The 20,056-nt window shown below is 47.5% G+C and carries 14 protein-coding genes; 7 read left to right on the top strand and 7 right to left on the bottom strand.

The genetic code is table 11. The annotated features are described in order from the left end of the window. Positions 1-18: 18 nt before the first annotated feature. From tpiA to OXH18_RS06465, 3 genes are all read right to left on the bottom strand, one after another. The gene (gene tpiA / locus OXH18_RS06475; protein ID WP_268611638.1) at positions 19-753 is read right to left on the bottom strand and encodes a triose-phosphate isomerase; all 735 of its coding nucleotides are present in this window, start codon (positions 751-753) and stop codon (positions 19-21) included. A 98-nt stretch (positions 754-851) separates the two neighbouring features. After that, positions 852-1,799 (bottom strand): histone deacetylase family protein, encoded by a 948-nt coding sequence (locus OXH18_RS06470; RefSeq protein ID WP_268611637.1) that lies wholly within the window; start codon positions 1,797-1,799, stop codon positions 852-854. A 42-nt stretch (positions 1,800-1,841) separates the two neighbouring features. Beyond that, positions 1,842-2,636 (bottom strand): YdcF family protein, encoded by a 795-nt coding sequence (locus tag OXH18_RS06465; RefSeq protein WP_268611636.1) that lies wholly within the window; start codon positions 2,634-2,636, stop codon positions 1,842-1,844. 996 nt (positions 2,637-3,632) lie between these two features. Here OXH18_RS06465 and gyrA point away from each other — a divergent pair. Further along, on the top strand, positions 3,633-6,188 hold the full coding sequence (gene gyrA / locus OXH18_RS06460) for a DNA gyrase subunit A (RefSeq protein WP_268611635.1): 2,556 nt from the start codon (positions 3,633-3,635) through the stop codon (positions 6,186-6,188). 18 nt (positions 6,189-6,206) lie between these two features. On the opposite strand, the gene OXH18_RS06455 is transcribed toward gyrA, so the two are convergent. Beyond that, positions 6,207-7,583 (bottom strand): hypothetical protein, encoded by a 1,377-nt coding sequence (locus OXH18_RS06455; RefSeq protein ID WP_268611634.1) that lies wholly within the window; start codon positions 7,581-7,583, stop codon positions 6,207-6,209. A gap of 650 nt (positions 7,584-8,233) precedes the next feature. Here OXH18_RS06455 and pta point away from each other — a divergent pair. Beyond that, positions 8,234-10,342, top strand: a complete 2,109-nt coding sequence (gene pta, locus OXH18_RS06450; RefSeq protein ID WP_268611633.1) for a phosphate acetyltransferase — start codon at positions 8,234-8,236, stop codon at positions 10,340-10,342. Here pta and OXH18_RS06445 read toward each other — a convergent pair. Continuing rightward, the gene (locus tag OXH18_RS06445) at positions 10,339-12,183 is read right to left on the bottom strand and encodes a caspase family protein (protein WP_268611632.1); all 1,845 of its coding nucleotides are present in this window, start codon (positions 12,181-12,183) and stop codon (positions 10,339-10,341) included. The two genes, pta and OXH18_RS06445, sit on opposite strands and share 4 nt — an antisense overlap. 409 nt (positions 12,184-12,592) lie before the next feature. Between OXH18_RS06445 and OXH18_RS06440 the strand changes: the two genes are divergently transcribed. The 3 genes from OXH18_RS06440 (at position 12,593) to OXH18_RS06430 (ending at position 13,986) form a co-directional block, all read left to right on the top strand. Continuing rightward, a complete protein-coding gene (locus OXH18_RS06440; RefSeq protein ID WP_268611630.1) occupies positions 12,593-13,012 on the top strand; it encodes a tetratricopeptide repeat protein in 420 nt (139 codons plus the stop codon). A gap of 272 nt (positions 13,013-13,284) precedes the next feature. Continuing rightward, positions 13,285-13,473 (top strand): hypothetical protein, encoded by a 189-nt coding sequence (locus OXH18_RS06435; protein WP_268611629.1) that lies wholly within the window; start codon positions 13,285-13,287, stop codon positions 13,471-13,473. Between the two features lie 264 nt (positions 13,474-13,737). Next, positions 13,738-13,986, top strand: a complete 249-nt coding sequence (locus OXH18_RS06430) for a hypothetical protein (RefSeq protein ID WP_268611627.1) — start codon at positions 13,738-13,740, stop codon at positions 13,984-13,986. A gap of 604 nt (positions 13,987-14,590) precedes the next feature. Here OXH18_RS06430 and OXH18_RS25190 read toward each other — a convergent pair. After that, positions 14,591-16,804 (bottom strand): calcium-binding protein, encoded by a 2,214-nt coding sequence (locus OXH18_RS25190; protein ID WP_290428444.1) that lies wholly within the window; start codon positions 16,802-16,804, stop codon positions 14,591-14,593. A 658-nt stretch (positions 16,805-17,462) separates the two neighbouring features. Here OXH18_RS25190 and OXH18_RS06420 point away from each other — a divergent pair. Further along, positions 17,463-18,068: a hypothetical protein gene (locus OXH18_RS06420; RefSeq protein ID WP_268611626.1), complete on the top strand. Its 606-nt coding sequence runs from the start codon at positions 17,463-17,465 to the stop codon at positions 18,066-18,068. 251 nt (positions 18,069-18,319) lie between these two features. Here the strand turns inward: OXH18_RS06420 and OXH18_RS06415 are convergent, their stop codons facing one another. Beyond that, positions 18,320-18,601 carry a c-type cytochrome gene (locus tag OXH18_RS06415; protein ID WP_315874680.1) on the bottom strand — a complete coding sequence of 94 codons (282 nt, stop codon included), beginning with the start codon at positions 18,599-18,601 and terminating at the stop codon, positions 18,320-18,322. An 800-nt stretch (positions 18,602-19,401) separates the two neighbouring features. On the opposite strand from OXH18_RS06415, the gene OXH18_RS06410 reads away from it, so the two are divergent. Further along, positions 19,402-20,004, top strand: a complete 603-nt coding sequence (locus OXH18_RS06410; RefSeq protein ID WP_268611624.1) for a superoxide dismutase [Fe] — start codon at positions 19,402-19,404, stop codon at positions 20,002-20,004. Positions 20,005-20,056: the final 52 nt, after the last annotated feature.

Raw genomic sequence — 20,056 nt, 5'->3', positions numbered from 1 at the left:
CCCCTAGCCCCCGCTTCACTAAACAACGGTTTTGTAATTGACAATGCGGGCAAAATCATTGGGAATAAGGCTAGCACCGCCGACTAAAGCACCATCAATTTCGGGTTGGGCCATGATTTCGTCGATGTTGCCAGGTTTTACCGAGCCACCGTATTGAATCGGGACATCGGGATAATTGAGCTTGCTGCGAATTAAGCCAATAATGCGGTTAGCCTCTTCCGATTCACAGGTGTCACCTGTGCCGATCGCCCAAATTGGCTCATAGGCAATGACCAACCGCTCTTGATCGACGCCACGCAGGTCTTTGTCCAGTTGTCCAATGATCACGGCTTCGGTTTCGTTCGCATCCCGCTGCTGCTTAGTTTCTCCCACACAAAGAATCGGAATGAGTCCGTGGGTTTGGGCAGCCCGTAAGCGGAGATTGACTGTCACATCGGTATCACCAAAATATTGCCGACGCTCGCTGTGCCCTACCACCACATAGCGCACACCTAATTCGACCAACATCGGGGCAGAAATTTCGCCGGTAAATGCCCCAGCGTCTTCCCAGTGTACGTTCTGTGCTCCCACGCGCACGCGGCTACCATGCAAGTTCTTAGACAACGTTCCCAGGGCCGTAAAGGGGGCACAAATCACGATTTCCCGATCGTCTGGGGTTTCATTGAGGTGGTCTAGGAACCCTCGCAAGAAATCCAGGGCTTCTGCCTGGGTTTTGTACATTTTCCAGTTGCCAGCAATGATGACCTTTCGCACGGGTAAATCTCAATATTTGAACGTTGGTTAGAACACAAAAAAGATGCAACCTCTAGTCTAAGGCTTCGTGGACGAAATATAGTCGGTAATTTTAAGGATTAGCGGATTGGCGAAGCAGAGTTAGCACTGAGGCAGGACCCGATTGTGGCTACCACCGATTGCCCTAAAGACTTGAGATCATAGCCTCCCTCTAGCCCAAACACAACCTGCCGAGTTACGTGCAGGCAGTAGTCGGTGAACCGACCATAGTCTTGAGGTTGCAGAGCCATGTGGGCGAGTGGATCGGCTCGATTGGCGTCATAGCCAGCGCTGACAATCAGCAAATCAGGACGGAACGCTTGTAAGAAGGGAACGACTTTTTCTTGAAACAACGGCTCATAGTCGGCCAGGGTGCTACCAGCGGCTAGCGGAAAATTGAGTACATTATTAAACTTGCCCCGTTCTGTGGCGGCACCCGTACCAGGATAGTGTGGAAACTCATGCAGTGAACAGTAGGCAATGTTGGGGTGGGTTTCTACGATCGCCTGAGTGCCGTTGCCGTGGTGTACATCCCAATCCAGAATGGCAACCCGCTTAACCGATGGATGACTCAATGCATAATGAGCGGCGATCGCGGCATTCGAGAACAGACAAAATCCCATCCCTTGAGACGGAAGGGCGTGGTGTCCGGGAGGACGAGTTAGCACAAACGCTGGAGACCCCGTTTCGATCACGCGATCGACCCCGTCCAACCAAGCACTAACTGCTAATAAGGCCACATCGTAACTGTGCTCCGATACGATTGTATCGGGGTCAATGTGCCCTCCTCCCATTTGGGCTAAGCGCGCCACGGCTTCTACATACTGAGGTGGATGCACCGAGTGAATGGATAGCATGAGTCGATCGCCAGCCACGTCAATGGGGGTAGGGGGCTGCCAATCTAACTGGTGGGCCCAAGGGGCCGCGTGCAACGCTTGGATGATGGCGGTGAGACGACTCGGTCGTTCCGGATGATATGCCCCAGTGTCGTGTTCTAGAAACTTGTCAGAGTAAATAATTGGCAGCATGGCAACAACTTGACTAAACCCTACCCCTCAGTCTAGATGACTCTAGCTTGAGTAGGAGGCCGTCAACGGCTGCGAAACTGATGGTTGCGGACCACTCATGGCACTGCTTTGCGGAGATGACGAAAACCGCCCCAGCAACCCATAGCTAACTAGTCCTAGATACTCCCGTAAGATTAGCCGAGTCCGACCAACGCGGCTCAAGGAATCGGGACCAGCGCTGACAATCGGAGTAACGGTGAATCCAAACCCGCGAAAGGTTAGCCACGATCGCAGCATGTGAGGGCCATCCGTGACCAGTAAAATTCGTTGAACTCCTTGGGGTCTCAACAAAGTTGACGTATATTCTGCATTTTCATAAGTCGTGCGTGAGCATTCTTCCCCCTGTAACTGTTGGTCTGGAATGCCCTTGTCACGCAGCATTGTCAGAATTTTGGGCGCATCGCTAATGCCACTGGCGAAAATTAGTGGAGCACGCCGCTCTTTCCATAACTGAGCCGCAACTTCAACCCGGGACGGATTCAAGTCTCCACCCCGTCCCAAAACGACGACTGCATCCGCCGCTGCCCCAGAATCGTGAGGGATTCGCCACTCCAGCGCCACCTCAGCTACATTGGCTGTAACCGGAAACAGCGTTAGTGCGTAAACTAAACCTAGCCCTACAACCGCCATTTGCACGGGGCGACGCCCAAACGCCCGTGGCAGTAAGCTTGCTGCACTAAATAATAGAACAAAGAACGGTAGCACAAACAAAGGACGCACTAACCAACCAGTCAGCATTCCAGCGAAAGGGACCCACGAAGCGCTAATGGTATCGGGACAATACATAGAAGTTAACATTCAGAGTTCCTCTCAGCAGTAATGATGCATTTGTGTTTAAAGTTCAAAGATGCAGTACTCAGAAGAGTTCAACCATAGAGACGCCATAGCCATTAAGTTTTGTTTCTCCGTTACCAACTTAGAAAACGAACTCTATCAATGGCAAGAGTAACGGATGTCAATCTTACGAAGCTGTTGTGTCAATTTTGTGAGATAGCGTTGTCGGTAGTTCTGCGGGATAAAGGTGCGATCGATTCACCAAGATTTCAGCCATGATTGCTACCGAACCCGGACAAAACTCCAATGAATTCGATGTCAGGTTAAAATGTAACTAGTGATACTTAGAATTAAGGCAATTACCTTGCAGAACCCCACTCGGGCGTCTCCAACTGCATTAATCACCGTAAACCACCAGTGGCAGTGTCGATCGATTTGGCAGTGGATGCTCCCTTAAAAGACCTTACACTCGGCTTCAGAATTGTTCTAAAAATGCTAGAAGCGGGGTTTGGCATCCCTTGTGACATAGCCCAATCAAGAGGCAAACATCAAGAGATAAACAGAGATAAACAAAGATGTTCCTGTTTTGCCACCCCTCCCCTACTTATAGGATGGGAAAGGACTTGAGCATGAGGGCTATAGACACAAGATTCGTTTACGCTGGTTGTTTGCTCTTGATGTGGTGTGAGTGGCTTGACAGCGCCTCTTCTGCGTTTCAAAGGGACTCGTTCCAGTTTGAGCGAGTATAGCTAAAATAGCGGTTGCAATGGCTGCTTAGATTGTAAGTGCTGTGAGCTACAGATTGAGGAGTAAAGGAAGTGGAGCAAGCACATTGTTGGGGCTGGGTCATCCAAGGTGGTGTAGGATGCCTTGAAGCCAAATATGTTACAATATTTAAACTTGGTCATCTGATCGCAGCATATTGAGCAAATTCAGTGAACAAATTGGTGGTTTAGGGAATTTTTGCGCAATTTTTAGGTTTTTCGGCGATACGCATAGATTTTCGGAGCTTTTTCCAGTATGACTACTCCACAGGAACGGATTGTTCCCACCGATCTGCGCAATGAAATGTCTCGATCGTACTTAGAGTACGCCATGAGTGTGATCGTGGGCCGGGCATTACCAGACGCTAGGGACGGTTTGAAGCCTGTACATCGGCGGATACTGTACGCCATGCACGAGTTGGGCTTAACGCACGATCGCCCGTTTCGTAAATGCGCCCGTGTGGTGGGAGAAGTATTGGGTAAGTATCACCCCCACGGCGATACAGCGGTTTACGATGCCTTGGTGCGGATGGCTCAAGATTTCTCGATGCGATCGCCGCTGATTGACGGTCACGGCAACTTTGGTTCAATTGATAACGATCCACCTGCTGCCATGCGCTATACCGAGTGTCGATTACAGGCACTCACCACCAACGCGCTGCTGCAAGATATTGAATCAGATACGGTAGACTTCACACCAAACTTTGATGGCTCGCAGCAAGAGCCGCTGGTGCTACCGGCCCGCGTTCCGCAACTGCTGCTCAATGGCTCATCGGGAATTGCCGTAGGCATGGCCACCAACATTCCACCGCACAACTTGGGGGAACTGTTAGATGGCTTAGTAGCGCTAATTCGTAATCCAGCAATGACCGATCTGGAATTGATGCAATATATTCCGGGTCCTGACTTCCCCACGGGTGGACAAATTTTAGGAACCAGCGGTATTCGAGAAGCCTATACCACGGGGCGCGGTTCAATTACCATGCGAGGAGTGGCGACGATCGAAACGATTGAGCACCGAGGTCGCCCCGATCGCGATGCCATCATCATCACAGAATTGCCTTACCAGACGAACAAAGCAGCTTTGATTGAACGCATTGCTGAAATGGTGAACGAACGTCGCCTGGAAGGGATTGCTGATATTCGCGACGAAAGCGATCGAGACGGAATGCGGATTGTGATTGAGCTACGCCGGGATGCCTATCCACGAGTGGTTCTCAATAATCTCTATAAGCAAACGCCGCTTCAAGCCAATTTTGGTGTAAACATGCTGGCGCTGGTTGATGGGGAACCCCAATTACTGGGGCTGAAACAGTCGCTTCAGGTCTTCCTTGATTTCCGGATCGAAACCATCACACGCCGCACTCGCTATGAGTTGCGTAAAGCAGAGGAACGCGATCATGTACTGCAAGGACTACTGGTGGCGCTGGCTAACTTGGATGCCATTATCCATCTGATTCGCCATGCAGCCGATACCACAACGGCGCGGCAAGAATTGATTGCTTCTTACGAACTATCGGAGGTACAAGCAGACGCTATTTTGCAAATGCAACTGCGACGGCTAACCGCCTTAGAGGCGGAAAAGATTCAGCAGGAACATAATGAGTTGCAGCTTCGCATTGCCGATTTGCGAGATATCTTAGAGCGCCGCGAACGCATCTTGCAGATGATCGAGGCTGAAGTGGCTGACTTGAAATCAGCGTATGCCAATCCGCGTCGCACTCTGATTGAGCGGGCTGATGGTGAACTGGTGGATACTGACTTGATCGCCAACGAGCAAGCCATCATTCTGCTGACTGAACAAGGCTATATCAAACGGATGCCTGTTAGCACGTTTGAAGCTCAAAGCCGGGCCACACGCGGCAAAGCGGCTGCTCGGATGAAGGAAGATGATGGAGTCGAACATTTCCTTACTTGCTGTGATCACGACAGCGTTTTGTTTTTCAGCGATCGGGGGATTTCCTATTGCCTCAAAGCTTACCAAATTCCAACGGGTTCGCGCACATCACGCGGAACTCCGATCGTGCAAATGCTGCCCATTTCTCATGAAGAGCGAATCACATCGATCGTGCCGGTGGCTGAGTTCACCAGCGACGAGTATCTAGTCATGTTGACTCAAAAAGGGTACATCAAAAAGACCGAGTTAGCAGCGTTCAGTAATATCCGCGCCAATGGGTTAATTGCTATTTCTTTGGAAGAGGGCGATCAGTTGCGGTGGGTGCGCCGCGCCCGGGCAGACGACAGTATCATTATCGGGTCACGCCAAGGGATGTCAATCCATTTTCGCGCCGATCATGAACAATTGCGTCCGTTGGGGCGTCCTACTCGGGGAGTGCGGGCAATGGCGCTGCGTCCCGGTGATGAGTTAATCAGCATGGATATTTTGCCCAGTCAGGTGGTGGATAGTATCGCCGAAAGCGAAGACGCTGATGTTGATTGTGAGACCGAAGAACTGGATGCAGACTTGCGCAATCAAGGCCCTTGGGCGCTGATTATCACCATGGGCGGGTTAGGTAAGCGCGTACCCGTTTCACAATTTCGATTGCAAAAGCGGGCTGGAATGGGACTGCGTGCCATTAAGTTTCGCAAGACCGATGATCGCCTGGCAGCATTGCAAATTGTTAACGAGAACGATGAAATTATCATGGTAACGAGCCGTGGCATTATTATTCGTCAAGTCGTCAATGCCATTTCCTGTCAGTCGCGGGCGGCTACTGGGGTGCGAGTGCAACGGTTGGATGGAGATGATGCGATCGTCGCTGTGGCATTAGTTCCACCGGCTAACATGGATGAACCAGATGGGGTTGAATAACTGGGCTAGCAGCACAGATTAGCTTGCCGATTTACCTGACCTCAATTGGGAAAAGATACGATAGTCTGCTAAGTGAGCTTCTGCCAAAGCAACGGACGGAGATGCTGAGCAGGCTCTCGTCATGTTTACTAAACTATATTCTACGTTTTCGGTGTAAATCGTCATCGCAATGTTCAAGATTTCGAGAAATCGAATGATCCACTGGCATTCACTTTCGGCATAGATTTCGTAGTATTTAATCAATTCTGCTATTCGAACTTCTAAATGAGTGCGAGAGTATTGGCTACTTAGCACAAGTTTGAGTAGGATCACTACCAGTGTTAGTGCAGCATTATGAGCTAAAAACAGTGTAAAGAGAGTAGAAGGTTGCTGTTGTTTTTCAATGGTTAGGTAATCAATTAACCGATTTGCCGTTCGCAGGCGCAATGACTTGTCTATCAGGTCATCATCGTGCTCCTGGTATAGCGAGTTTAACTGATCAGCAAGATAGGATCTCAGCGTTGTGGCCATTTCACCCTTGTCGATCGAAAAAATCAAATAATCAATCAGACTGCACTTGAATTCTCGATACGACAGGTACTGCGTTTGCTCAAGAAAAACGTGAGCTAAATGCGGATAGTCAACAAACCTGCGCGTTAGCACAATCCGCTTGATTAGTTGAACCGCCTCATCGCCCAAACGAGTTGGATTCTTACTGACTGCCTCACTCGTATTAGACGCATGAGCATGAGCGGTGTACATTGCTAAGTCAAACTTGAACTGAGCTTTCATTTTTTTATATAGTGCTCTAGCGGCTTGTCGTTGCTCAAATGGATTATTCAGATTGACGTACTGCGGCACCAGTAAATAGGGAACATAGCGATCCGTCCAATGAGTTGTCGTGCGATCGGGATAACGAGCCGCAAACAGTGTTAGTTCTTGAAAATCCGGACTTGTCACAAAATCCTTCAACCAATTTCGTAGTCGTCGAATGATAGGTAAAACTGAAGACTTCGCGAGGATGGGATCAGAGAAGAGTTGCACAAGTGCCCGGATAGCACCATAGTTGCGGGCGATCTCCCAGTTGTTTACCAGAATATAGCAACATCGCTTTAGCGTATTGCGAAAGGTTTGCGCCTGATTAGCCAGAAGCATTGGCTTCAACACCGCGAACCAGTCCCTCTGGCAGAGTGCAGCAGTATCCGGATCAGCATCAGCAGTAGCAAAAAAGGTATCCTTAAATGTTGCCAAAACCAGTTCTGCTGGTTGAGTTTTTACCAAAACCAGTAACTCTCGATATAGGCGTTCTGGATCGGCTAGTTCGGCATCTTGTTTGAGGCGATCGGTACTATCGTCCCAATGCATCGCGGCATCACAACAGGACGCCTGTACGGCTAGGTTATCTTTACTCATCATTTAGTTCTTGATTGTGGCTGTGCGAGTTACTAAATTGACTCAATTGGTTGACAAGCTAGTAGCTGAGCTTCTCAAAAAGCAGAAGAGATAGCCAGTGGGGGTGATTGATTCAATCATCAATCCATTCAATTTATAGTGTTATTTATTACATAAATTTCAGTGATTATACTTAAAATTTACTCAGTTTGTCTACTGTTATTTGGCGCTTGTTTTAAGTCCGGACACGTTATTCCGAACTGCCGTCATCCCCCAGTTCCTGCTCTCAAACAGGGCAACGGGAAGCCAGATCAATGTCCTTCGCTCAAGGCAGCAGAGGGATTGAGGGCGAGGGCTGAAACTGACGGCATGACGAGGGAGTTCAGCGTTTTCACAAACACTGTCCAAGGGATTGTTAGAAGCAGTTAGTCTATTTAGAGTTTTCTGGAATCTTAGAGTTTCCTAAGCTAGTGTTAGTCGGGCAGTACACAACCCTAACCAGCGGCCGACGCAACTGATGGTTTGAGGCAATGTACCGTCTACTCATTACGATCAAAACGAACAATTCAAAGACAGATTTGCCGTTAAGATTAACGAAATTTTGGTGTTCCATTTTACGATAATCCGATCGAATCAGATTCCCAAACCATCCAGTACTGCGAAGGGTTGTGCAAATGACAAACAATTTATATATTGCAGCGATCGAACCTGGCAGTGGTAAGTCATTAGTACTGCTTGGCATGATAGAGCTACTATCAAAGCGAGTCGAGAAACTGGGGTTTTTTCGCCCAGTGATTCATAACCATCCAGAGCAGGATAACGATATGGTGCTGGTTCGCAGTCGCTATCAAATAGAGCTGCCTTACGAGTCGCAATATGCACTGACAGCGGCTGAAGCACGGCAGTTGATTGCCAACGGTCAAACCGATGAATTACTCAAGCGAGTCATTACTGCTTACAAAGCCTTAGAACGACAGTGTCAGTTTGTGGTGTGTGAAGGTTGCGATTCCACTGACATTGATCCGGCTTTTATCGATAATTTCAATAGTTTAATTGCGAGTCATTTAGCCATTCCCATTTTATTAGTTGCAAACGGTCATGAAAAACAACCAGAAGAAGTGATTAGTACGGTTAAAACGGCGCGAGATGTGTTTGTAGAAGCGGGTTGTTCGATCGTCGCTACGTTTGTTAATCGAGTATTTTCACCACAACAAGACGAAGTTGTGTCTCAACTTCAAAAAGTGTGGAGCTACGCAGAACCCGTGTTCGTCTTACCTGAAGATGACACGTTGGCAAAACCGACGATGGCTGAAATTGCGAAAGCATTGAATGGGCAGTTAATTTATGGAGAACCTGAACACCTCAACCGTGAAATTTCTGGATTCAAGGCCGCCGCAATGCAAGTACCAAATTTTCTCAGCCATGTTGAAGACGGTAGTTTAGTAATTACACCCGGCGATCGGGCTGACATTCTGTTGGCCTGCTTGGCCACCAGCTTTTCTGATCATTACCCCCCGATCGCGGGGGTTGTGCTGACCGGAGGCTTGTCATTGCCACCCACGATACGATCGTTGATTGATGGCTTTTCACGCTGGACGATGCCAATTGTTCAAGTTGCTAGTGATACCTATGAAACCGCCACTCAGGTGAACGCAGTTCGCGCCGAACTTACACCCGATAATGAACGCAAAATTGCCTTGGCATTAGGAATTTTTGAATCCTATGTTGATACCTCAAAGATTGAGGAGCGAATCTCGATTTCCCGTTCCGATCGGATCACGCCGATTATGTTTGAGTATGAATTAATCGAACGAGCAAAATCAGCGAAACAACACATTGTCTTACCAGAAGGCAAAGACGAACGAATTTTACGCGCGAGTGAAATTTTATTGCGACGTGGTGTGGTTGATATTACGCTACTAGGTAATGAATCAGAAATTCGTGAACAAATTGCAGTATTAGGATTGGATCTGGATGGAGTTGCGATTATTGATCCTCTGCACTCAGACCTTCATGATGATTATGCTGCCACCTATTTTGAACTGAGAAAGCATAAAGGAATTACTCAAGACTTTGCGCGAGACATGATGCACGATGTCAGCTACTTTGGTACGATGATGGTGTACAAGGATGCGGCTAACGGCATGGTATCTGGCGCATTGCATACCACCGCCCATACCATTCGTCCTGCTTTAGAATTCATTCGTACCCAGCCCGGTTGCTCAATTGTCTCCAGTGTGTTTCTCATGTGTCTAGACGATCGTGTGCTGGTCTATGGAGACTGCGCTGTCAACCCCAATCCCAATCCGCAACAGCTAGCCGATATTGCCATTAGCTCTGCTGAAACCGCCACCCTGTTCGGCATTAATCCATTAGTTGCCATGCTTTCTTATTCCACTGGAGAATCGGGCAAAGGAGCCGATGTAGACAAAGTAAAGGAAGCAACCCAATTGGTCAGGCAGCGATCGAACTTAAAGATTGAAGGTCCAATTCAGTACGATGCTGCCATCGACGAGAGGGTCGCCCAAACAAAACTGCCTGGTAGCCAAGTCGCTGGACACGCCACTGTATTTGTCTTCCCTGATTTGAACACTGGTAACAACACCTACAAAGCCGTACAGCGATCGGCCAATGCCGTGGCCATCGGGCCAATTTTGCAAGGACTGCGGAAGCCAGTGAATGACCTCAGCCGTGGTTGCACCGTGACAGATATTGTTAACACTGTCGCCATCACCGCAATTCAGGCTCAAGCGATGACGGCAAATTCCTCACCAACTCGCTAGGGAGTGGGCAAGATCAACAATGAGGGCTTGTCTTGCCAAACAGCGATCGCCGCTTGCACTTCTGGATAGATTGCTACATCGGGGGGAATAATTTCAGCCGTCTGCACAGCGACTTCATACTTGGCTTCATCGGCTCGATCTTGGGCCAAATCAAAAATCTGTTGGCTCCATTGATTGATCGCTTTTTGGGCCTTTTGGTAAACTTCGGCGTTATCTGGAGGAACCATCCGAGCCGTCGTGATTGCGGCTCCAAAGTTGTCAGCAGCAATCGATGTAGAAGAATCGTTGCGGCGATCGGCTCGCCCCTGCGCCATATCCAAAATCACATGGCTCCAGCGAGTGATGTACTGTTGCGCTTCCTGATATTGCGGCTCATTGGGTTGAATCAATCGCGCAATTTTCATCGCCTCCACAAAATCTGCCGCCTGATTTTCGCTCGTCAACTCACGAGTTCGGGCCAATTGAATCTTGGCATCACTCAATAGTCCTTTATTGATTTGATCCAGCAAACGGTCAAAATCAGCATTGCGTTCCTCCGCTGGTACCGCATTCAAAAATTGCTTGGCATCCAAGAAATTGCGGGCGCGTGCTTCCAAGTAAGCAGACTCTAAGGGCGAACCTGGCTCCGCTTCAATCACCGATGGTGCAATGCCTTGTACCGGGCTTGAGGTCTCCGATTCAACAATTGGCTCAGCATCAAGTGCAGAAGAGGGGGGCGACTCGGTTCCAGTATTGCGAACGACGACGCCAATCAACAACACGGCTGCTACAAGGCCGCTCCAAGCCAGCATTCGCCGCCAAAACACAGAATCTGCTAAGTCCTCTTCAACCAATCGATCGGCGATCGCTGCGTTCAGCATCCGTGTCTCGGACTGCCTACCCACAACCGCTTCCATCTCCGATCCAGTTGAAAAGTGCCAAGCCGGATTCAGTTGCACCGTAGGATACCGGCGTCCCACCTCGGATGCACCTCTTCCTACCCGCCCGACAGGGACATCCACTCCGCTGTCAAAAAACACAAAGTCTGGAGACGTCAGCAACCGCTCCTCTACGATAGGTAGATCTGGGAACGGTGCGATTGTTCCATTAACAGAGAGGTGTTTCGCGTCTGGTAACACAAACTGAAACCGCTTTTCAGAAGGAATAATTGCGAATGGATCTTGACGAGGACGCCAATGGTGATGGCTGAGTTCGGGCAGGCGATAACTGAGATATTGAACCAGTTGCTCCAGCGTTGCTCCAGCGGACGATCGCAGCCCTTCCAATAATGCGGTGGTAAATAGCCCTTGCCGTAGCGCCAAGGTTTCGTGCGACACCTGATCTGGTAAGCAAGACACGATCGTTGGAACACCGTGCTCACGGGCTAACAGGGCGACTTGATCGCCGACCCCTTCCGCTGGCAACTGACCCTGATTACGGTTAACATCCAACACCAACAGAATGTTATCAGTCGGAGCCGTTTCAAACGTGCTAAACAACCGTTCGATTGGTATCCCGGTCGTAGTAACATCCTCAAGCCTACAATCGATCGGCAGCAGATAATCCTTACCATCAAACCGCACACCATAGCCACTGAAAAAACACCAAAGAAAATCTCCGGGTTGTAAGCGTTGCTGGCACATGCGGGCAATACACGCTTGAATGCCATCGCGAGTGGGATAAATTTCTGTCCGATGCCGGCGAGAGGCAGAATCGGTGAGCAAAAAACAGTGCTTTGCTGGAATCTTTGCCTCTTGGATCAAAAACGTGCGGAATGCTTGAGCATCCCGTTGGGCATACATGAGGGGTTGTAAGTGTTGATAGCGATCGATGCCGATCGTGATTGCCCAATAGTTCGCCATTGCAACTGTTCGGTGTAAAGTGAGGGTTCTCCTAACAATAACTCACAATTTCTTTTGCTCACCCAGTTTTTTCTTGAAAACATAAAATTCGATGCAGTTGGTCAATGGGTGCAGAACGCACAGTGACTCGTCCTAGCGATAAGGTAACGTAGCAACGTGCGTTTGCGGCCAATCATCCCCTGATGGAGAGGATGCGGCAGCAATGGCTCTGGTAGGACAAACCCGTTAGAAAGGATCGAAACCGAGAAACCAACCCGCTCAAGATCAAGGGCAACAACCTAGACCGGAATGTTAGGCAGCGGAAGCAGCATCTCTATAGCATCCATCGAATCAGCAAGTCGAGGGCTAAATTTGGTATGCTTTGAGACTGTGATTATTTGTTATTCATTGCATTGCCACTCGAACGGTTATGACCGAATCGGTTGAAGTTTTATTTGATCAAGGCATTGAACGCTACAATGCTGGCGAATCGGCTGCAACCTTGTTGCCGACATTTAAAGAAATTTGCGATCGCGCTCCCAAAAATAGCTCAGCATGGACGTGCTTAGCGTGGCTTTACTTATTGGACAATAAGCCCTCGCAAGCTTATAAAGCGGCTCAACGGGCTGTCAAACTCAATCCTCAAGATCCGCAAGCCCGGGTGAACTTAGCGATGGCCATGCTCGAAACTGCTCAAACTGGAGTACGCCAACATGTTGAAATAGCAGGGCAGATGATGGCAGTTCCAGAATTAAAAGAAGAAATCGAGCGGAATTTTAAAGAAGGTTTAACGCGCAAACCAGATTGGAAGAGTTTAATGCGGGTTAGAAGCTGGTTATTTGAGAATTAATAACTTCATTACGGCAAAAGAAAATAAGGGTTGTTCCATTTCAGCAGAGAGCATATCGTCAAATCGGCTAGGCGTGTGCTCTCTGCCCGATTTATGCTGTAGCTCGCGAATACAGCCATAAAGCTAGATAGCGATACATATCTTGTAATCATCGCTCAAGATTTGTAATAAAAAACTCGGATTTCTAATGATAAGCTTTAGTGAAGTTGGAGATTAGCTAAACTCATAGCTAATTAAAAGTTTGTTTTATAAAATGCAAGGAGTCGGGAGCTATGCACAGTAATAACGTCGAAGTGAAGCAGGATACTCGCAATCACAAAGGCTTTTTCATTGAGCAAGGTTTGTACAAATTTATGGGCATCGATCAATCGGGATGGGCACTAATTTGTGTTGATGATGCTACTTGCCACTATGTAGATCCAGATAGTTTAGAGGATGTTGAGGAGTTAGTAGAAAGCTAATCTGAACAACTCCCGGAAACTTTAATAGATTGCTGTTCTACTCATGTGGCTGTTCTTCAATACAGCCATATTTTTTGTTTGCCTATTTTTGCTTTTTCTTTGTTTTTTCAGTTTCTTTTCATTGCTTTTGAGCAGAAGCCCTGTACAGTTTTTAAAGGGATAGCCAACTCTGAAGGAAATCGATCGTCCTGTCATGACCAACCTTCGAATTATTCTCCACGGCTATCCGCCATCTATGTTTCTCTCTGTTGCCAATCAACACTCATGAAAGAAAAGTTTTTAGAGTGGTTAAATCTAGCGCTGGTTGCCAACCTGTTTCTAGTACTCTTTAGTTTTTTTTGGCTTGCTGTTGCGGTGACAGGTCGAGCCTTTGGCGTTTCCTTAGGGTTAGACCTGTGGTATCGCCTGTGGGAGCCTGTGTTTACCCCTGCGATCGGCATTCTTATGGCCGGAGCATTACTCAGCGGCTTATTGGGTTGGCTGCGACAACGGTTCGATCGGCAATCACTATAGTCGGAAGCATTGCTTAGGGAAATTGAAGAACAGGTTGGTTGAGGCAATGCCGTTGAAACTCGCTGCATGGTCAACCTCTTCAGGCAGTCACGGCTACCGCCCTACACCAGTCGCTCTCATTTTCTTCATCTTTCGCAATACAATGAAGCTTACTCTCTACTTAAACCGAGGCAAAGGAACGCTAAAACAGTCTTAAATTATTCCCATGGCAATCCTGTAAATTGGCATTAAGCGTTAGAGTAGAAAGAAGGGTAAGCATAGCAAAATTACTGAGATCGATCGGTGTCTTGAGCACATCATAACCATCGGTGGCAAATACCGATGTTGGCAACTTAGCAGCAGTGCTACCTGGAACTATTCAGGTTGGTATGGCGAGATCGATCGGGTGCGCTGCCACCATTGGATGCGAATTAGTTTCAAGTAAACAGTTTAGGTTCAATCCGTTAGCCAACCCTTCAGGTAATAAAATAAGCCACTCAAGTACTGCTGCTATTTTCTCTCAACCATCAGGTCATGTTTCCTCGATCGATCCCGGCACTAGCACGGCTGATCAATGATTGACGGATTCTGAAAACAAGACACCGACTCGTTTCAGTTTTTTAGCTCAATCAGCAGGCGTTAAATTGAAGATGTTTTCGGTAGATAGAACATCGACTGCACTCAACGTAGGTTTGTTGACAAGGGTAGCGAAGTGACCCCCTGAACCAAATCCGGCGGCTGTCCGGTTTGGATTGTAGAACAAGTGACCAGTTGCAGCGCTATACGTGAGCGTGGCTGAACTCGTTGCAGCGCCGGCATCTGTAGCAACCTTGGCAAAGGTGACACCGGCTGTAAACGTTCTAAACGCAAGGCCAATTTTGTCACCCGCTTGAAACTTCACTGTATCGACTCCGACATCAGCGGTGGCAAATGGCTGCCAGGTGTCAAACCAGTAGATGTCGCTACCTCGCCCTCCATCGAGCAAATCATCTCCGGCTCCACCCATTAATACATCGTTTCCACCTCCACCGAGTAATGTATCGTTTCCACCTCCACCTCCAATTCGATCGTTTCCAGTTTCGCCTTTGAGGTAATCATTTCCGGCTTCACCATGCAGTCGATCGTGTCCTGTATCGGCGTTGATAATGTCATTTCCGGCTCCACTCAAAAGTGTATCACTATGTGAAGAACCATTCATGGTGTTGTTGTATGCATTGCCACGTTCATAGCGACCAATTTTCACCCCTGAAGAGGATTCATTCCACCAGCGATTATGGCTAGCAATGAATTCCATCAGTGCACTGTATTTGGGAGAGGTGGTTTGATTGAGGTGTTCCAACGCTCCCCAACTTCCCCACTTGCCTGAAGCTGCCACATCCACAAAATGATTAAATAATGTGCCTCCTGCTTGTTTCCAACCTTCTAGCATCTGTTGATACAACTGCCTCATCTCAGGATGACGATTCAGCGCCATAAAGAAATTTGTTAGTTGGCTATCATTCTCAAGTCCTCGAATGCCAACGACATGCTGACCGCCTTCATAAGATACTAGTTGCAGATTGTATTGGCGTGCTACTGCGCCATGATAGCGGAAGTTCTCAATTACATCTGCAACCGAACTGCCCACTTCTAGCAAGTTACCATGTCGCAGTTGTTCAAAAGCTTTGCGAAATCCACCGTCTGGTTCCGATAGCCAGGAGCGTACCGTAGTTGCATTCTCTGGCATCCCCAAACCACCGTTAAAGTAACCAGTGATAGCGTAGGCATCCATCGAGCGCCAAGCGGCCTGATTGCCCTCAGCCACCCACGCAGGCGTGTTCAAAATAGGATCTTCTAATCCGCGCCACCCTGTTTGCGTGGCAATGGTCGCTACCACTCGATCGTGTTGATCACCAAACACCGATTTCCAAATTTGCGCTGTTTGAGCCGATCGCATTCCATACCATTGCAAATGACCGTTCCGGACATTGCTGCCCCAACGAGCTTCAGCCTGAGCTTGGGCATAGTGTGTTTGCTCAAAATCCCAGTTCCAAACCTCATTAGAAAACTCCACATATACCTTGAGGTTCGGATCGAGGTGGTCGCGCACATAGGTAGCAAATTTGCGAATGTAATCGTCGGTGGCTTGATGCGGAATGTTAATCCAAGCTGAACACCCAGTTTCGTTGGCCAACTCCACCATCACTTCCACTGGAACCCCCTTCGACGACCAATTAGCATCTTTGAGAGTGGGTCGATCGCTCCAGTGTTTTTGATCGGAATCGTTCGTCGCCATCCAGTCCATAAAGCGCAGAGTGCCAAACTCTTTGATTTTCTGCAAAAAATCAGGATTGAATTGAACACCCAGTTCAACCAACGGCAGATCGCTTTCGTGATAAACCTGAAGATTGCGAATGTAATCTCCTGTACGCTGTGGATCAGTGGACTGAATACTGAAATGCATACCGGCTCTGGGCGTAGTTACTTGAATCACATCTCGCCCTGGTGTTGAATCAGCCGCCACCTTCTCAGCATCTAGACCATAGTTGATTGTGCCTGTCCCTTCATAAAAGACGACATAGCGTCCGGGACGATAGTTAGTATGTTGATTGAGCAACGTTCCGACCGAGCGATAGGATTGCGAACTCGCTGCACTTGGAATCGATTGCACCCAACCATTACTGTCTAAATTGAGAGATTCACGAGTATCCCAAATGGTGGGCGTATGGGTAAACCACGATCGTGCGGATCGAAAAGCATCTAAGAATGGTAATTCAGTTGACCAAGCCCTGATTCCGTTTAAACCAATTCCTAGAGATCGCCCAGTTTCATTCCGGTTTGCAGTCTGATGTGTAGTCATAAACTAATAAGATGTAAGACAACATTCTAGAGATATTTCTATATCTCTAATGGGTTTAAAGTATTCACTTTGCTCAAGATTTCTAAGTCACAAACCCCCTAGAATAGAGGTATTAGAAATTCAACCCTGTATGCAATTTGCTAGGAAATTATTGTGTTTTTATGGCAATTACCATTAATCGCCAAGCCGTTCTGACTGAGCTTAATCACTGCTCAGAGTGGAGTTCACACAGTTCACCAATGGATAGCTTAAAGAAACGAAAATTGAATTAGCAGAAATTCACCTCAGTTGTGACTAATACTCATTCATACAGTTGTTCAGCTTGTGTTTATTTTTAATGTGAACAACTCTTTCTTTGTCTATGTGAGCTATAGCAGTAGCACCATTCAATTCACTTCACCTAGTATGTGAAAATTTCATGAAGATGCGATCGGTAATATCAACAGTCTTTTGCACGGGAAATACTGACGTTTCTCCGTAGTTTCTAGAAACGTCACACCAAAGCCGTACTTTTCTTCTACTGACTTAAGAAAAAATGCGGGTACTGCCAAGAGACTGTTGCAATCTTCACTGTTCAAACAACCTCTTAGAACTATTGGCGGAGTAATTTGAGTTGAGTTAGACTTCAGTAAATTTCAGAAACAAGAGTGATACAAACATGAATGAACCTGCATCCTCAGCGTCTGAAGAAGAGTCACAACTTCCCGTCTCTAATATCGATACCTTGTCAGATACTTCTGCCCCGACCAATGAGGAAGAAATCTTGGTGCTGGCAAAGGCTCTTGCCCGTGAGTCTGATACATCGTCTGCTGCCGCCGCGTTTTCCTCAGTAGCAGGAGTGTTAGGCGGTTTCAGCATAACAATAGTAGTTTTAGCTTTAACTCCTGGCACAATTGTTAGTGACAGTGGTAAAGACTGGGTTGTAGGTTTAGTTTTACTTTCGGCAGGACTTTATATTTATTCGGCCGGTATTTTTGCTAATTCCATCAGTTTTTTAACTAAGAAAACTAAACATGCAGTGTTTAATGTTGCACTCATACTTTTTCATGTGTCTAATCTGCTGCTATCAGTAGGAGTCCTGTTACTTACTTTTCAGTTTCCTTTACATGCTACAAGAGTTGCAGCTTTAATCATTACGGTTTTTGCACTTCTAGTTGTGCTATCTAATATCGGACGTAAAGTATTACCGATTTTAGGAGCTTCAATACTTGCTGTACTAGCATATATAATTGCTTCCCTATTTGGAGGGATAAGCAACCAGTAACAGAAGGTAGATATCGGAAGATAGATCATCGGTGGGTGCAATTTGTCTCTCAGCACACAACTTGCTTGTTGGAACGCTGTCAGCTTGCTCTACTATCTTATCTACCTAATTTTGGATAAAGTCAAGCTGAGAGAAATTCAGCATTATACCACAGCGAGGAAACACTCAAAGACCACAATAGGGAATGCAATATTGCAGCTTTTAATACCATAGTTAATACCATAGTTGATCAGACTTTGGTTTTATACAGATTATTTGTTTTTCCATCCTTGCTCAGCTTGTTGTAACACATAAGCCGACACATCGGTAATCTCTTGCTCACTTAATCGATCGCCATAGGCAGACATAATGCCGCGACCATTCGCCACAATTTCACCGATTGCCTCTAGGGAATCAATATGATGGCGTTGCAGGGTTTTCAGCTTCAGGTTCTTGCCGCGCCGCACGATATTACCACCATTCACATGACACCCCGCACAGTGAACGCTGAACACTTGCGCCCCATGATCCACACTGCTCAAGTTCAATGCCATCACCGGAGCGCACAACAGAAACCAAGGGGTAATTAGGGTAATGCAACCGATCGCTAGTCGCCGAGCGAAGTTTTTTAACATGGACTTAGATCTAAACTAACCATTTTACGATTGACACAACTGATCGAACTCAGTACTCCGTTTGAACAGGACAAAACGAATCAACGGGTTTTTCTCGTAACAACTATGTCCGCTCAGAAGTCTAGTGGAGTTAAAAAGTGCTAGCACCACTGACCCACAGATTAGGTTCCTAAACCCAAACAGTCTGTAAGGCTGTGTTCGATCGTAGATCATGATCGTCGATCAATGACAGTCGCTAGACTCAGTTGCCTGTTGGGTAACTAGGCTTCTGGGTTTCCTTTGACGAAAACTTAGGAATTTGCCAGCAATGTCAGCGAAAATAGGTTTTTTGGGCAACCTGGAGACACTCTGACGGGTCGAGAGTCAATCAAAATTGCCGTGTTTGGCTATAGAAAAGGAATCCAAGAAATTGTGCATCAATTGCACAATGCCCGCATTCGCGGAGCTACCACGTGGAGTTTGTATCTGCCCACCCCTGACCCCGGAGGGTCTGCAAAATGAATGTCTACTATCGGCGCACGACCTAATTTGCCCTTTTTCTAACCATTGGGGTAGACAGGAAAACGCTGGATTTCTGGGTTTTTGATATAAAATGCTATCAATAGTTAGAGCAGAGGAGTCAACTGCAAACCATCCGAGGCTGTTAGCCAGCATCGGACACTAATATTTGCCGTTCACCCCTCGATTCCTAGCTAAAACCTAAGAGAGGATTGAACACCATGACCTACACACAAGCTCCCCTACCCTACGATCCTGGTGCGCTTGAACCCAACGGTATGTCCGCGGCCACCCTCGATTTTCACTATGGCAAGCATCACAAGGCCTATGTTGATAACTACAACAAAATGACGGCCGACAGCGAGCTAGCCGATAAACCGATCGAAGAAGTGATTCAGATTGCTTTCAAAGATCCGTCTAAGACCGGTATTTTCAACAATGGCGCGCAAGCGTGGAACCACACTTTTTACTGGAATTGCCTCAGCCCCAACGGAGGCGGTAAACCCAGTGGTGATCTAGCCGCTAAAATTGATAGCGATTTTGGCAGCTATGACAAGTTTGTGGAAGAGTTCAAGAACGCAGCGGCTACTCAGTTTGGCAGCGGCTGGGCTTGGCTGGTACTAGACAACGGTACGTTGAAAGTAACCAAAACCCCCAATGCCGAAAACCCGATCGTGCATGGCCAGGTTCCGTTGCTGACGCTGGATGTGTGGGAGCACGCCTATTACCTTGATTTCCAGAACAAGCGTCCTGCCTTCATCGATAACTATTTAGAGAAACTAGTGAACTGGGACTTCGCTAGCAGCAATTTGGCGGCCGCTTAGGCACCGCTTTACTAGGGCAAAGCATTTGTCGAACAAGCTCTCCACCTAGGAG

Origin of the sequence: Thermocoleostomius sinensis A174 (genome assembly GCF_026802175.1) — a bacterium.
GTDB lineage: Bacteria > Cyanobacteriota > Cyanobacteriia > Elainellales > Elainellaceae > Thermocoleostomius > Thermocoleostomius sinensis.
This window is presented reverse-complemented; position numbering and strand designations above follow the sequence as displayed.